11 protein-coding genes are annotated in these 15248 nt (G+C 65.9%); 7 read left to right on the top strand and 4 right to left on the bottom strand.

The annotated features are described in order from the left end of the window. Positions 1-266 precede the first annotated feature (266 nt). Positions 267-1760 (top strand): sigma-54 dependent transcriptional regulator, encoded by a 1494-nt coding sequence (locus L2D01_02415; GenBank protein WBQ10641.1) that lies wholly within the window; start codon positions 267-269, stop codon positions 1758-1760. 19 nt (positions 1761-1779) lie between these two features. Here L2D01_02415 and L2D01_02410 read toward each other — a convergent pair whose 3' ends face one another. After that, positions 1780-2451 (bottom strand): winged helix-turn-helix transcriptional regulator, encoded by a 672-nt coding sequence (locus tag L2D01_02410; protein ID WBQ10640.1) that lies wholly within the window; start codon positions 2449-2451, stop codon positions 1780-1782. 96 nt (positions 2452-2547) lie between these two features. Between L2D01_02410 and L2D01_02405 the strand changes: the two genes are divergently transcribed. The 3 genes from L2D01_02405 (at position 2548) to L2D01_02395 (ending at position 5236) form a co-directional block, all read left to right on the top strand. Then, a complete protein-coding gene (locus L2D01_02405; protein WBQ10639.1) occupies positions 2548-2895 on the top strand; it encodes a DUF1428 domain-containing protein in 348 nt (115 codons plus the stop codon). Positions 2896-2906: 11 nt separating this feature from the next. Next, positions 2907-3371, top strand: a complete 465-nt coding sequence (locus L2D01_02400) for a VOC family protein (GenBank protein ID WBQ10638.1) — start codon at positions 2907-2909, stop codon at positions 3369-3371. Positions 3372-3481: 110 nt separating this feature from the next. Beyond that, the gene (locus L2D01_02395) at positions 3482-5236 is read left to right on the top strand and encodes a DUF885 domain-containing protein (GenBank protein ID WBQ10637.1); all 1755 of its coding nucleotides are present in this window, start codon (positions 3482-3484) and stop codon (positions 5234-5236) included. Between the two features lie 14 nt (positions 5237-5250). Here the strand turns inward: L2D01_02395 and L2D01_02390 are convergent, their stop codons facing one another. Next, positions 5251-6444 (bottom strand): NAD-dependent epimerase/dehydratase family protein, encoded by a 1194-nt coding sequence (locus L2D01_02390; protein ID WBQ10636.1) that lies wholly within the window; start codon positions 6442-6444, stop codon positions 5251-5253. Positions 6445-6647: 203 nt separating this feature from the next. Here L2D01_02390 and gap point away from each other — a divergent pair, with 203 nt between their 5' ends. From gap to L2D01_02375, 3 genes are all read left to right on the top strand, one after another. Beyond that, on the top strand, positions 6648-7658 hold the full coding sequence (gap, locus tag L2D01_02385; GenBank protein WBQ10635.1) for a type I glyceraldehyde-3-phosphate dehydrogenase: 1011 nt from the start codon (positions 6648-6650) through the stop codon (positions 7656-7658). Between the two features lie 28 nt (positions 7659-7686). Then, positions 7687-8874 carry a phosphoglycerate kinase gene (locus tag L2D01_02380; GenBank protein ID WBQ10634.1) on the top strand — a complete coding sequence of 396 codons (1188 nt, stop codon included), beginning with the start codon at positions 7687-7689 and terminating at the stop codon, positions 8872-8874. A 76-nt stretch (positions 8875-8950) separates the two neighbouring features. Then, complete coding sequence (locus L2D01_02375; GenBank protein WBQ10633.1) at positions 8951-9982, top strand: fructose-bisphosphate aldolase class I; 1032 nt, start codon at positions 8951-8953, stop codon at positions 9980-9982. Positions 9983-10193: 211 nt separating this feature from the next. Here the strand turns inward: L2D01_02375 and L2D01_02370 are convergent, their stop codons facing one another. After that, positions 10194-13145, bottom strand: coding sequence for an insulinase family protein (locus tag L2D01_02370; GenBank protein ID WBQ10632.1), 2952 nt, complete (start codon positions 13143-13145; stop codon positions 10194-10196). Between the two features lie 87 nt (positions 13146-13232). After that, positions 13233-15080 (bottom strand): dipeptide ABC transporter ATP-binding protein, encoded by a 1848-nt coding sequence (locus tag L2D01_02365; protein ID WBQ10631.1) that lies wholly within the window; start codon positions 15078-15080, stop codon positions 13233-13235. Between the last annotated feature and the right edge of the window lie 168 nt (positions 15081-15248).

Here is a 15248-nt window from a genome sequence, read left to right as displayed (position 1 = left end):
AAAACAAGGACTGGAAACAGATGAAAGGGTTAGCCCTCGTGCTGCGGCGCGTCAAATAGGTGGCGGACGGTGGCCACGCCTCGTCCCTAACCCTTTCTTTACCCTAACCAATTCTCACCGGGCCTTACACGTGATCTTTACCGGGCGTGTCCCATAACGGTGCGCATCAAGACGGGAGACGGCCGCGGAGCCGGGACGGGGAACGCCCCGGCCGGCGCCGCTCAGAAGCCGCCCCCGGTGGATGGGACCGAAAGGGCGTGGGTGCAATGGCGAAGACCGTACTGGTCGTCGATGACGATCCGACCCAGCGCCGCCTGATGCAGGCGGTGCTGGAGAAGCAAGGACATACCTTCCAGGGCGCCGAGGACGGCGATTCCGGCCTGGCCGCCGTGAAGCGCGGCGGGATCGACGTGGTTATGCTCGACATGATCATGCCCGGCATGGACGGGGTGGAGACCCTGGAGGCGATCAAGGCGCGCGAGCCCGATCTGCCCGTGATCATGCTCACCGCCCACGGCGGCTTAGAGACCGTGGTGCGGGCCATGCGCGCCGGCGCAGTGGACTTCTTTGTGAAGCCCGCCAGCCCTGAGCGCATCGCGGTGTCGCTGCGCAACGCGCTCAAGGTGAAAGATCTCTCCAGTGAAGTCACCCGGCTGAAGAAGACCCGCTCGGGTCAGCTGGGCTTTGACGACATGATCGCCGGGGCCCCGGCCATGCGCCAGGTGGTGCGGCTGGGCGAGCGGGCGGCCAAATCCAACATCCCGATCCTGATCACCGGCGAAAGCGGCGTGGGCAAAGAGCTGGTGGCGCGCTCCATCGCGGCGGCGTCGGACCGCGCGGGGCGTCCCTTCGTGGCGGTCAATTGCGGGGCGATCCCGGAAAACCTGGTGGAATCCACCCTGTTCGGCCACGAAAAGGGCTCGTTCACCGGCGCGGTGGCCAAGCATCTGGGCAAGTTCCAGGAGGCTGATGGCGGCACGCTCTTCCTCGATGAGATCGGCGAACTGCCGCTGGACATGCAGGTCAAGCTCCTGCGCGCCCTGCAGGAAGGCGAGGTCGATCCGGTCGGGTCGCGCCGTCCGGTGAAGGTGGATGTGCGCATCGTCTCGGCGACCAATCGCGACCTGACCGAACAGGTCAAGACCGGCGCCTTCCGGGAGGATTTGTTCTACCGGCTCAACGTGTTCCCCATCGAGGTGCCGTCTCTGGCCAAACGCCGGGATGACATCCCGGCCCTGGTGCGCCACTTCATCGCCCGCTTCAATGCCCAGGAGGGCAAGGCCGTGCTAGACGCCACCGGGGAGACCATGGATTTGCTGGCGCGGCACGAATGGAAGGGCAATGTGCGCCAGCTGGAGAATGCGGTGTTCCGCGCTGTGGTGCTCAGCGACAGCGACTATCTGACCCCTGAAGACTTCCCGCAAATCTCCGGCCTGACGCCGACCTTGCGCGAAGCCGAGGCGATGCCGGCGCCCGCGCCGTCTCCGGCCAATATCGCGGCGGCGCCGTCCAGCACAGAGGTGTTTGACGCCGCCGCGCTGGGAGACGAGGACGACGCCCTGAGGGTCGATATCCTGGATGCAGGTGGTCATCTGCGCTCGCTGGAAGCCATCGAGCGTGATCTGATCGCGTTCGCCATCGAGACCTATTCGGGCCGTATGGCCGAGGTCGCCCGCCGCCTCGGCGTGGGCCGCTCGACCCTCTATCGCAAAGTGCGCGAATACGATCTCGAAGTGGATAGTTTCCGCGAGGCGGGGTGAAATCCGGGGACGGCCGCCTCTAAAGCGAGGCGGCCGGCTCGGCTTTTTCGGGCAACGGAAACAGCGTGGCGAAACGCTGCGCCAGCGCTGTATCGCCCTCAACCGACAGGCCCGCCGCGCGCACCGCGTCCAGCGTCAGGCCGCCATAGACCAGACCGGCCACCAGGTTGGGATCGCCCGACAGGGTGAAGGCGGGCCGCAACGCCTCCCCAATCGCGATGTCCAGCTGTGCGTCCTTGATGCGCACCCGGTGGGGCACGCCGTCGAGCACCAGCGCGGCTTCCACATCGAGGCCGGCGGCGCGCTCTGCGTTGAACATCGTTCGAAAAGACAGCATCACTGACGCCGCGCTCATCGGCTTGCCCGGCGCCAGGGTCGGAGAACGCGCCGCCCAGCGGCCGATATCCTTGATCAGTGGCTCAAGATCGGCGCCCCAGGGCGTAAGCGCGTAGACTTGCGAGGCGGCGGGCGGCGGCAATTTGCGGCGCACTACGAGATGCCCGGCTTCCAGCTCAAGGAGGCGCGTGGTCAGGATATTCGTGCTGATGCCGCACAGCGCGGCCTTGAGATCACTGAATCGCTTCGGGCCCGGGATCAGCTCGCGCACGATCAAAAGCGCCCAGCGCTCGCCGATCAGATCGAGCGCATGAGCCGTCGCACATCCATCGTCATAGGGCTTCTTGCGGGCCATGGACCAGATTTAAGTTGATTCTGCGAATTATCCAGTTGCTTTTTTGAACTAGATGTCGGACCTTCGCCTTCGTTCAACACCGGAGGAGACATGTCCATGGCCTATATCGACGGCGTTCTGCTGCCTGTACCGACCGACAAAAAAGAAGACTACCGCGCCCACGCCGAGCGCGCGGCGCACGTCTTCAAGCGCTACGGCCTTGTATCCAGCACCGAATGCTGGGGTGACGATCTGCCCGAAGGCAAGATCAACTCCATGCACACGGCGGTGCTGCGCGAACCGCATGAGAGCGTGGTGCTCAACTGGATGGTCTGGCCCTCCAAAGAGGTGCGCGACGCTGCCTGGGCGAAAATCATGGAAGATCCCGACATGTCCGGCATGGAGATGCCCTTTGACGGCAAGCGCATGATTTTCGGCGGCTTTGAAATCCTCCTCGAAGTCTGAGGGAGGCCGCGATGGAGTTCAAATCGCCTGTCCGAACCTGCCTCTTCCTGCCATCACAGGCCGAGGAGGCGGCCCGTTTCTATGTCGACCTGATCGCAGACAGCGCCATTGATCTCATCCACCGCCCGGACCCGGACGGTCCGGCGCTGGTGGTCGAGTTCACGCTGGGCGGGGCGCCTTACATGACGATGAACGGCAATCCCGAGCCGGCCCCGAGCTACTTGACCTCGATTTGCGTCCTGACCGAGGACCAGGCCGGGACCGACCGGCTCTGGGACGCCCTGACCGAGGGCGGCGAAGCGAGTATGTGCGGCTGGCTGAAGGATCGCTATGGCGTTCACTGGCAGATCGTGCCGGAGGCTTTGCCACGCCTGATGGGACGCGGCGGTGAGACCGCCGGGCGCGTGTCCGCCGCGCTGATGAAAATGACGAAGATCGACATCGCCGCGCTGCAGGCAGCCGCGGCGGGCGGCTGACTTGAAACGGGTTTCGGCGCCCCGGCTCTTGAGCCGGGGGCCGGGCTCGGGTCTGATGACGGCGCTCAGACCGGGCCCCGTTGCGGCCCAGACGTTTCGGAGACGCCGTCATGATCCGCACCTTCGCCCTCGCCCTTGCGCTCGCCTTCACGCCCTCTGTCGCCGCACAGGCGCAGTCTGAAGAGCCCGGCCCCTTCACCGTCCTGATCGCCGATTACGAGGCGTTTCTGGAAGAGCGCGACGTGATGACGCGCGGCCGGCGCGGCGATCTGGACGCGGCCTCGCGCTGGCCCGACGCCAGCTTCGAGGCTGTAGAGACCTGGGATGAGGCCATGGCCGGTTTCCACGCCCGGCTGGAGGAGATCGATCCGGCCACGCTGACCGGAACCGATGTGGCGAGCCACGCCGTGCTCGCCTACACGCTGCGCTCCGCCATCGAGCTGCCACGCGCCCAGAGCGCCATGATCCCCTTCACCAATGATAGCGGGTTTCATACCTCGCCCGATTTCGCCGCCATGAGCGCGCGGGCCCGCACGGTGGAGGAGGCCGAGGCCTGGATCACCCGCATTCGCGCCCTGCCCGATTATTTCGCCCAGCACCAGGCCTGGCTGGAACGCGGTCTGGAGACCGGCTTCACCCAGCCGCGCGCCATTCTGGACGGCGTGGCCGACCAGATCGACGCGCAGATCGTGGCCGCCGAAGACAGCGCGCTTCTGATGCCCATCGACGCCCTGCCCGACAGCCTGCCCGAGGCCGAGCGCACACGCCTGCGCGCCGAGGCGCTGGAGGCCATCGAAACCGCCGCCCTGCCGGCCCTGCGCCGGCTGCATGATTTCTTTGTTTCCAGCTACATACCCAACGCCCGTGAGACCCTGGGCGCGCGCGACCTGCCGGGCGGCGAGGCGTTCTACCCGGCTCTGGTGCGCCAGCACACGACGCTGGACCTGACCCCGGAAGAGATTCACCAGACGGGCCTCGAAGAAGTCGCGCGTATCCGCGCCGAGATGGAAGAGGTGATCACGCAAACCGGGTTTGAGGGCTCGTTCGCCGAATTCCTCGATTTCCTGCGCACCGACCCGCAGTTTTACGCCGAGAGCGAAATGGAGCTGATGATGCGCGCGGCCTGGCTCTCCAAGCTGGCCGACGACCAGATGCCGGCCTTCTTCAATCGGCTGCCGCGCCTGTCATACGGCGTGCGGCCCGTCCCGGCCGCCCTGGCGCCCAACTACACCACGGGCCGCTACTGGTCGGGCGACGCGGAAACCGGGCGGGCGGGCGGCTATATGGTCAACACCTACCGCCTGGATCAGAGGCCGCTTTACGAGTTGCCCTCCCTGACCCTGCATGAGGCCGTGCCCGGCCATCACCACCAGATTGCGCTGGCCCAGGAAATCGAAGGCCTGCCCGAGTTTCGCCGCCGCAGCTACATCACCGCGTTTGGTGAAGGCTGGGGGCTTTATGCCGAGCATCTCGGGCTCGACATGGGCTTCTATGAAGACCCGTATGAGAATTTCGGCCGGCTGACCTATGAGATGTGGCGCGCCTGCCGCCTGGTCGCCGATACCGGCCTGCACTGGTTTGGCTGGACCCGGGAGGAGGCTGAAGCCTGCTTCCTGGAGAACTCGGCGCTGGCGCCGCTCAACATCACCAATGAGGTGTCGCGCTATATCTCCTGGCCCGGTCAGGCGCTGGCCTACAAGACCGGCGAGATCCTGATCCGGCGGCTGCGGGCGCAGGGAGAAGCGGCGCTGGGCGAGGATTTTGATCTCGCCGCCTTCCACGACGCCCTGCTGGAAGAGGGCGCGGTGCCGCTGGATTATCTGGAGACGCGGATGGAGGCGTGGATCGCCGATCAGCCTCAGTAGCCGTCAGCCCTCTCCTATCCCGCCGCGCTCTCCTGCGCCGCTTCCCGGTCGCGGTTCCAGTAGGAGACGCATTTCACCTTGGAGCGGTCGCAACGGTCTGCGTATTTGCGGGCGATATCCGTGACTTCTTCCAGCAGGCCCTCGGCCAGCGTGATGGGATTGAGCCCCAGCGCCAGGAAGGCCGCGTTCTCCACATTGAGTTCGTTCTCGTCCGCTTCGTTGCGCGGATTGGGCAGGAAGGCGACGTCGGCGCCGGTGAGCTTGGCGATGAGCCCGGCCAGATCGCTGACCCGGTGGGTTTCGGTCATCTGGTTCATAATGCGCACGCGCTCGCCAGTCTGGGGCGGGTTCTCCACCGCCAGCTGGATGCAGCGCACCGTGTCCTGGATGTGGATGAAGGCGCGCGTCTGACCGCCTGTGCCGTGCACGGTGAGCGGAAAGCCGATGGCCGCCTGCATCAGGAAGCGGTTGAGCACCGTGCCGTAATCGCCGTCATAGTCGAACCGGTTGATCAGGCGCTCGTCCTTGCGGGTGTCTTCAGTCTGGGTGCCCCAGACAATGCCCTGGTGCAGATCGGTGATCTTGAGCTTGTCGTTCTTGTTATAGAACTGGAAGAACAGCGCATCCTGGGTCTTGGTCATGTGATAGATCGAGCCCGGATTGGCCGGGTACAGGATTTCTGTATCCACCAGACCCTGGGGCGTATCCACCTTCACCTTGAGATAGCCTTCGGGGATTTTCATCCCCGCCGTGCCATAGCCATAGACGCCCATCGTGCCGAGATGGACGAGATGGATGTCCAGCCCGGTCTCCACGATGGCGGCCAGCACGTCATTGGTGGCGTTGAGGTTATTGTCCACGGTGTAGCGCTTGTGGCGCGCCGACTTCATGGAATAGGGCGCGGCGCGCTGCTCGGCGAAATGCACCACGGCGTCGGGGCGCTCGGCCAGCAGGAGATTGACCAGCTCCTGATAGTCCTTGCCCACGGTCAGGTCATGGAAGCTGATGGTGCGGCCCGACACCTCTTTCCAGGCCGCCAGGCGGACAGACATGGGGGCGATGGGGGTGAGGGAATCCACCTCCAGCTCCACATCGATCTTGCGCCGCGACAGATTGTCCACGATCACCACATCATGGCCGCGCGCCGACAAATGCAGCGCCGACGGCCAGCCGCAAAACCCGTCTCCACCGAGAACCAGAACCTTCATCACGCCCCTCATGCACACTCAAACCAATTAACTCGCCATTAGTCATTGCAGGCGGCGCGCATGGACGCAAGCCGCCGCGCCCAGCGGCGCCCGGCGCGTATGGACGCACGCGCGCGAAGCGTCTAAACCCCCGCGCGACAGTCACCGGCGCTGGAGGCCCGCACCGGGTCAGCGCCGATCACCGCATTTGAGGAGCGAGCATCATGGCCCTTCGCGTGGCGATCACCGGATTTGGACGCATTGGACGCCTGGCGCTGCGCGCCGTGCTGGAACAGCAGCGCCACGACGAAGTTCAGGTGGTGGCGATCAACGATTCCTCCACGCCCGAAACCAATGCGCACCTGCTCAAATATGACAGCGTCCACGGCCGCTATCCCGGCGAGATCAAGGTGGGCGAAGACTGGATCGACGCCGGTTTTGGACGCATCACAAAGGTGTCGAGCCGCGACCCCTCCAAACTGCCCTGGGGCGATCTGGGGATTGATATCGTTCTGGAGTGCACCGGCGCGTTCAATTCCAAAGAAGGGTCGATGGCGCACATCCATTCCGGCGCCAAGCGCGTGCTGTGCTCGGCCCCGGCCAAGAACGCCGACAAGACCATCGTCTATGGCGTCAATCATGACGCGCTGACGGCGGACGACATCATCGTCTCGAACGCCTCATGCACCACCAATGGCCTGGCGCCGGTGGCCAAGACGCTCAATGACGCCATCGGCATTGCGCGCGGCCACATGACGACGATCCACGCCTATACCGGCGACCAGCCGACGCTGGACCGGAACCACAAGGACCTGCACCGCGCCCGCGCCGCCGCTCTGTCCATGATCCCCACCACCACCGGAGCCGCCAAGGCGGTGGGCGATGTGCTGCCCGAGCTCAAGGGCAAGCTCGACGGTTCGGCGATCCGGGTGCCCACGCCCAACGTGTCGGTGATCGATCTGGTGTTCACCCCGGGCCGCGCCACCACCATCGAAGAGGTCAACGCCGCCATCCGCGCCGCCGCTGACGGGCCGATGAAGGGCGTGCTGGGCTATGACGACCTGCCGCTGGTTTCCATCGACTATAACCATGATCCGCGCTCCTCAGTGGTGGCGCTGGACAAGACCAATGTCATCGACGGCCAGCTGGTGCGGGTGATGACCTGGTATGACAATGAATGGGGTTTCGCCTGCCGCATGATCGACACCACAGTGGCGATGGGGCGGTTTCTGTAGGGTCCGCCCAGGCCGAGAGGGACACGCCATGATCCGCCGCATTGAAGACGCTGACATCGCCGGAAAACGCGTGCTGGTCCGGGTGGACTTCAATGTACCCATGGAGGGCATGCGCGTCGCCGACGATACGCGCCTGGGCGCGGCGCTGCCGACCATCAACCATTTGCGTGATGGCGGAGCGATGGTGATCCTGGCCGCCCATTTCGACCGGCCGCGCGGCCGGCGCGTGCCGTCCATGTCGCTGGCGCCGGTGGCCTCGGCGCTGGAGGACTTGCTGGGCGCGCCGGTGAAATTCGTCTCCGACTGCGTCGGCCCGGACGCCGAAGGAGCGGCGGGCCTCCTGAAGCCCGGCGGCGTGCTGCTGCTGGAAAACACGCGCTTCCACGCCGGTGAAGAGGAAAATGATCCCGACTTCGCCGCGTCACTGGCGCGCCTGGCCGATATCTATGTCAACGACGCCTTCTCCGCCGCGCACCGCGCCCACGCCTCGACCGAGGGCGTGGCGCGCCTTCTGCCGAGCTATGCCGGCCTCGCCTTGCAGCGAGAAATCAACCATGTGACAGCGGCTCTGGAAGCGCCCCAGCGCCCGCTGCTGGCGATTGTGGGCGGCGCGAAAGTCTCTACCAAGATTGATCTTCTCAAAAACCTTGTCGCCAAGGTGGATCGGCTGTTCATCGGCGGGGCCATGGCCAACACCTTCCTGGCCGCGCGCGGCCACTCGGTGGGGTCGAGCCTGTATGAGCGCGAGCTGCTCGACACCGCGCGGGCCATAGAAGAGGCCGCCGGGCAGGCCGGCTGCACGCTGATGCTGCCTGTCGACGTGGTGGTGGCGCGCGAGTTCAAGGCCCATGCCGACCGGCGCGTGGCGGAGCTGGATGATGTGCAGGGCCCGGACATGATCCTCGATTGCGGGCCGGAGACCATTGACCGGCTCGCCGACGCCATCGAGACGGCGCGCACGCTGGTGTGGAATGGTCCGCTTGGCGCGTTCGAGACGCCGCCTTTTGACACCGGCACGGTTGAGGCGGCGCAGTTCGCCGCGCTGCGTTGCCGTGAGCACGGGCTGACGGCGGTGGCCGGCGGCGGCGACACGGTCTCGGCGCTCAACCGGGCGGGCGCGGCGGACGATTTCACCTTTGTCTCCACCGCGGGCGGAGCCTTCCTGGAATGGCTGGAGGGCAAGACCCTGCCCGGAATCGCGGTTCTTGAAGGCTGACATCTTGACCCTGCGCGCGGGCGGGGACACACAGGCGGCGGATACAGCTCTCCACATTCGCAAAGGGACAGGCGCCATGGATCTCGACCAGCTCAACGAAACCGCCATCGCCTTGACGGCGCCGGGCAAGGGCATTCTGGCGGCGGACGAGTCCACCTCCACGATCAAGAAGCGCTTCGACACGATCGGCCTGACCTCGACGGCGGACAGCCGCCGCGACTGGCGCGAGATGCTGTTCCGCACACGGCCCGCCATGACCGAATACGTGTCCGGCGTAATCCTGTTTGACGAGACGCTGCGCCAGTTCGCCGCCGACGGCACGCCGCTGACAAAGCTGATCACCGACGCCGGCTCGATTCCGGGCATCAAGGTGGATTCCGGAGCCAAGCCGCTGGCCGGCTCGCCGGGCGAGACGGTGACGGAAGGCCTCGACGGCCTGCGCGGGCGGCTGGAGGAGTATTACAAGCTCGGCGCCCGCTTTGCGAAATGGCGCGCCGTGATCGATCTCGGCCGCGGCGGGGATGAGTCCATCCCCTCGCAATACTGCATCAACGTCAACATGCACGCGCTGGCGCGCTATGCCGCGTTGTGTCAGGAAGCCAATATCGTCCCCATCGTGGAGCCCGAGGTTCTGATGGACGGCGATCACTCCATCGAGCGCTGCTATGAGGTGACCGAGTTCGCCCTGCGCCGCCTTTATTCGGAACTGTTCGACCAGGGCGTGATCCTGGAAGGCACGGTCCTGAAGCCGAACATGGTCATCGCCGGCGCCCTGTGCCCCGACCAGGCGAGCCGCGAGGAAGTCGCCGAGATGACGGTGCAGTGCCTCATCAACACCGTGCCCGCCGCGGTGCCGGGCATCGCCTTCCTGTCCGGCGGCCAGTCGGACGAGGACGCCACCGCGCACCTGTCGATGATGAATCAGGGCTTCGACCTGCCCTGGCCGCTGACCTTCTCCTATGGCCGCGCCCTGCAGGCCGCGCCGCTGAAGGCCTGGGGCGGCTCAAACGTCGAAGCCGGCCAGCGCGCCTTCAACCACCGCGCCCGCATGAACTCCCTGGCCGCGCTGGGCGAATGGACCGAAGACCTGGAACGCGACGCAGCGTAGGGGGCGGGACACATTGCAGCACCCGATGCTGCTTTCCCGGACGGCGTAGCCGATCCGGGTTCCATCCTGTGTCAATTCAGCCTGCGCGCCGGTTATCGGCTTGAATGGAGGAATCCCGGCTCTCCCAGCGGTTGGCCGGGAAAGCAGGTTCGGTTTTCAAGAACCGCGCCGCAACTTAACCCTCAACGCCAGACGCCGGCGCCGCTGACGATTACCCCTCGCCCTCGTCCGGCGCATCCATCCCTTCAGGCTGGTCTTCCACGATCCGGGGCAGGATGGTCAGGCGGAAGGCGCGGGACGGGTCGAGGCTTTCGCGTGCGAGGCCGGCGATTTCCTCGACGGTGACCTCGCGATAGTGCGGCTCGGCGGTACGCAGATATTCCAGCCGCTCCGGGTCGGTCTGGGAGCGCGCGAGCGCGTTGATCCAGAACGGGTTGCGCTCGCGCTCCTCGCGCAGGCGCTCCAGCACCGGCTGGCGGGCGCGCTGCAGCTCGTCCTCGCTGATCTCGCCGGACGCCATGACGCCCGCGATCTCGTCGATGATCTCGTACATGCGCTCGATATCGTCCACCGCCACATCCAGGCCCACCCAGACAAAGCCGAAATCAGGATACACCGTAGAAGGCTGGCCCTGGACGATGGGTGAATAGGTGGCGCCCTCGCGCTCGCGGAACCGTTCGGTGGCTTTCAGGGAGAACACCTCGGCCATCAGGTCCAGCGCCCGGCCCCGGCGGCGGTCGAACGCGTCGCCGATGGGGAAATAGGCATTGGCCATGCCCTGATAATCCTGACCGTCGAAATACAGCACTTCCGGTTCCGGCGCGGGTTCGGGGAAGCGCAGCTGCCGGTTGGCGTCATACTCCGGCCACTCAGCCGCGCGCTCGGGCAGGGCGCCAAAGGTCGCGGCCGCCACCTCGACGGCCCGGTCGACCGTGATATCGCCCACGATGGTGATCTCCACCGGCGCCTCGGCCAGCGCCGGGGCCAGCATCTCGCGGGCATGGTCCATGGTGAAGTTGGCGATCTCTTCGGCTGTGGGGAAACCCCAGCGGGCGTCGCCGCTGCGCAGGATGCGCCCGCCGCGATTCACCGCCACCTGGACGGCCTGCGCGTTCTGGCCGCGGCGCACTTCCTCGGCGATGGCGCGGAACTGATTGAGCCCGTCCTCGCGCCAGCCCGGCGCGGTCATGAAGGCGGCCAGCACCTGCATCTGCAGCTCGAAATCGGACGGGGTGGTGGCGTTGGAGAAGAAGAAGCTCTCCGACCCCACGCCCAGCCCGTAACCCACCGAACGCCCGGCCAACAGGCGCTGAAGATCGTCTCGGTCATGGGCCTCGAGTCCGCCGCCCCCGAAAGCCGCGCCCAGGATCGAGCCGGCCGCCGGGACAGGCTGATCGGTCATGTCGCCGGCGCCGAAATCGACCCGCACGCGCACCACGCGTGATTCAAAGTCGGTGGGCTTCACATTGAGCCGCACGCCGTTGGCGAACGTGACCCGGGTGACGCCGAACTCGTCGATTTCGTCGCGCGAGGCGACCTCTCCGGCGGGTCCGAAATCGGTATAGGCGAAGGCGTCGGAGCCGGTTTCAGCCGGCGGATCGACCCGCTCGGCGGTGGAGGCGAGCCAGGCTTCGCGCACCGCCGCTTCGCCTTCGGCCAGATCCTGATTAAGGCCCACCATCACATGCGGCGGCGCAGCCTCCCACGCTTCGCGGAACGCCGCTTCGACGCGCGCCAGCGTGATCTCGCTTTCACGGGCGTCGAACCATTCGCGGGCATATTCGGGATGGTTGAACACCGATCCGCGCAGCCAGCTCGACCATATGCCGTCGGCCAGGCTGGTGGTCTGGCGCGTGGCCGCCTGATCGGCGCCATTGCGCACGGCGGTGCGCACATTGGCCAGCTGTTCGTCCAGCTCGGCGCGGGTGAAGCCGTGCTCCAAAGCGCGGCGCAGCTCCTGCTCGACCATGGCCACGCCTTCGCGCCAGCGGTCCGGCGAGGACACGGCGAACACGCCTGCGCGCGTGGCCATATCAAACTCGCTGACATAGGACAGGCTCGCCTGAACCAGCGGCGAATCCCCACGATTGATGCGCGCCTGCAAGCGGCGCTGGACGATGGACTGACCCAGCTGGCGCAGCAGCGCCTGCTCGCGGCCCTCCCGGGTATCGAGTGCGCCTGGGCCTGGCACGATCACATCTGCGGTGATGAGGGTGAAGACGCCAGGATCATGGAAGAACGCAAATCGCGGCGCGTCGTTGCGGGTGACAGTTCCGGCCTCGGGATCGGCGCCCGGCTCGCCGGGTTGGGACCAGCTGGCGAAGCTCTCGACGCGCTCCACCTCCAGGCCCGGCACGCTGATGTCGAACCCGTCGCGGATCATCGCCTCGATATCATCGGCATTGAAATCGCCGGTCACCACCAGCAGGGCGCGCTCGGGCCGGTAATACGCCTCGTAATAGCGTACGAAGGCCTCGCGCGTGGCGGTCTCGATGACCTCGGTGGTCCCGATGGGGTCGCGCTGCGGGATCATCGAACCGGGATAGAGAAATTCGTAGTATTCGCTCAGAAAGCGGCTGACGGGCGTGTTGCGGAAGCGCTCCTCGCCCAGAATCACGCCGCGTTCGGACTCGATCTCGGCGTCAGCCATGGTCAGTTCCGAGGCGGTCTCACGCATCAGGAACAGGGCGATCCTGAGCAATTCCTCGCTGGCCTGGGGCAGGTTCAGCTGATACCCGACCACTTCATGGCCGGTGAACGCGTTGGTGTCTGGTCCGAAGGCCAGGCCATAGCGTTCAAGCAGGCGCACCATTTCGTTGCGCGGCACGTTGGTGGAGCCTTTGAAGGCCATGTGTTCGATGAAGTGGGCGAGACCGCGCTGGTCGTCAGCCTCGGCCAGCGAGCCGACATCAAGCACCAGGCGCACCGCCGCCGTGTTCGACGGCGTGGAATTGGACATGATCGCATAACGCATCCCGTTCTCGAGCACGCCGTAGCGAACGCCGGGATCGGCCGGGATATCGCTGGCCTCGTGCGCGAAATCAGCCGCCTCGAACGCCGCGCGCAGATCAATTTCTGAATCACCTGATCGTTCGCAGCCCGCCAGAGCCAGAAAGCCCAGCGCTGCGGCCAGCGCCAGCGCATTGCGCCACATCATTGTCATCTGCAACCTCTTACAGCCCGCCCCGTCCCGTCATGAAGGATAGGCGTCTGCCCGCGCACAGCAAATGAAATTGCTGACACGCGCCGGTCAGACGGGCTCGATCTCGGCCAGCGTCTCGATGGGATCATGCTCGGCGACCCAGTGCCCGGGCGCCACTTCGATCAGCTTGGGCCGGTATTGCTCGGCCTCGGGATCGTCGATCAGCTTCGATTTCAGGAAGCGCAGCTGGGCGCGGCTGTCGAGCGGGCTGGGTAGATCGCCCGACAGTTTCAGGCGCTTGCGCGATTTCTCGATGGCCGGATCGGGGATCGGCGCGGCGCTGATCAGGGCCCGTGTATAGGGATGGCGTGCATCGGAGTAGATTGTATCGCGGTCAGCCAGCTCCACCACCCGGCCCAGATACAGCACCATGACCCGGTGAGAGACTTCGCGCACCACCGACAGATCGTGGGAAATGAACAGCATGGACAAGCCAAAGTCTTCCTGAAGCCCAACCAGCAGCTCGATGATCTGGGCCTGGATGGACACATCCAGCGCGCTCACCGCCTCGTCGCAGATCACCAGCTTGGGCTCCAGGATCATCGCGCGGGCGATGCCCACGCGCTGGTTCTGGCCGCCGGACAATTCGTGGGGGTAGCGGTTGATCATGTCGGGATCGAGCCCGACCCGGGCCATCATCGCGCGCACTTCGGTCTCGCGCTCGCGCGCGCTCATGAAGCGGCGATAGGTCAGCATGGGCTCGGCGATGGAAGCGCCGATCGTCATGCGCGGATTGAGCGAGGCCATCGGGTCCTGGAACACGATCTGCAAATCCTCGCGCGCGGCGCGCATGTCCTTGCGGTTCAGCGCCAGCAAATCCTTGCCAATCCAGCTCACCGCCCCGGCCTTTGACGGGACCAGGCGCAGCACAGCGCGCGCCAGCGTCGACTTGCCGCACCCGGACTCGCCCACAATCCCGAGCGTCTCGCCAGGCAGCAGCGCAAAGCTCAGCCCGTCCACCGCCTTGAGCGGTTTGGTCTTGGGAAACAACCCGCCCCCGACCTTGACCGGAAACTGGACCTTCAGATCCACCGCCTCCAGCATCGGCGCGTCGGTGGATTCGCCCTTGCGCGGCGCAGCGCCGGTCAGCTTGCCCGGCTGGTCCAGGCGCGGCATCGCATCCAGCAGCATGCGGGTATAGGCGTGGCGCGGGGCGTTGAAAATATCGTGCACATCGCCGGTTTCCACATAGGCGCCGTCCTTCATCACCTGGACCCGGTCCGCCATGCGCGCCACCACGCCCATGTCATGGGTGATCAGCGCAATGGCCGCGCCGGTCTCGGCTTTGAGATCATCCATGATGTCGAGCACCTGGGCCTGCACCGTCACGTCGAGCGCCGTGGTCGGCTCGTCGGCGATCAGGAGGTCCGGCTCGCACAGCATCGCCATGGCGATCATGACGCGCTGGCGCATGCCGCCCGACAGCTCGTGCGGGAACTGGCGCAGGCGCCGGCGCGCTTCGGGAATGCGCACGCGCTCCAGCCAGTCCACACAGCGCTTCTCAGCGGCTTCACCGCGCAGTTTGAGGTGGACGTCGAGCACCTCTTTCAGCTGGTCGCCGACGCGCATGTGCGGTGTCAGCGAGGTCAGCGGGTCCTGGAAGATCATGGTCATCTTCCGGCCGCGCACGCGGTTCAGCTTGTGCGGCGCGAGATTGAGGATCTCTTCGCCGGCGTAGCGGATCGAGCCCGACGCCTTGCCGTTGGACGCCAGAAGCCCCATCGCTGCGAGGAAGGTCTGGCTCTTGCCTGACCCGGACTCGCCCACCACAGCGAGGCATTCGCCGCGGGCGATCTCCAGGCTGACGCCGCGCACAGCGTTGACGGCGCCATCAGGCGTGTCGAAGGTCACATGCAGGTCGGACACCTGGAAGATCGGCGCAGTCGTCTGGGTCAAGGCGTAAAATCCTGAAAAAGGCCAGCGGAACACTCGGCGCGCAGCATACCGCCTCGTATGGCCATGGCCAGCGCGCGCGGCGCCCATGACCCGGGCACGCGACAGCGCCGCATACATTAGCAGTATACTGCCGCCCATGTCCGATTCGCACAGCCCCACGGGTATGCG

Source organism: Hyphomonadaceae bacterium ML37 (assembly GCA_027627685.1).
Taxonomy (GTDB): domain Bacteria; phylum Pseudomonadota; class Alphaproteobacteria; order Caulobacterales; family Maricaulaceae; genus Oceanicaulis.
This window is presented reverse-complemented; position numbering and strand designations above follow the sequence as displayed.

Coding starts and splice junctions, on each gene's coding strand:
- L2D01_02415 (WBQ10641.1), top strand. CDS start 267: ATGGCGAAGACCGTACTGGTCGTCGATGACGATCCGACCCAGCGCCGC.
- L2D01_02410 (WBQ10640.1), bottom strand. CDS start 2,451: ATGGCCCGCAAGAAGCCCTATGACGATGGATGTGCGACGGCTCATGCG.
- L2D01_02405 (WBQ10639.1), top strand. CDS start 2,548: ATGGCCTATATCGACGGCGTTCTGCTGCCTGTACCGACCGACAAAAAA.
- L2D01_02400 (WBQ10638.1), top strand. CDS start 2,907: ATGGAGTTCAAATCGCCTGTCCGAACCTGCCTCTTCCTGCCATCACAG.
- L2D01_02395 (WBQ10637.1), top strand. CDS start 3,482: ATGATCCGCACCTTCGCCCTCGCCCTTGCGCTCGCCTTCACGCCCTCT.
- L2D01_02390 (WBQ10636.1), bottom strand. CDS start 6,444: ATGAAGGTTCTGGTTCTCGGTGGAGACGGGTTTTGCGGCTGGCCGTCG.
- gap (WBQ10635.1), top strand. CDS start 6,648: ATGGCCCTTCGCGTGGCGATCACCGGATTTGGACGCATTGGACGCCTG.
- L2D01_02380 (WBQ10634.1), top strand. CDS start 7,687: ATGATCCGCCGCATTGAAGACGCTGACATCGCCGGAAAACGCGTGCTG.
- L2D01_02375 (WBQ10633.1), top strand. CDS start 8,951: ATGGATCTCGACCAGCTCAACGAAACCGCCATCGCCTTGACGGCGCCG.
- L2D01_02370 (WBQ10632.1), bottom strand. CDS start 13,145: ATGACAATGATGTGGCGCAATGCGCTGGCGCTGGCCGCAGCGCTGGGC.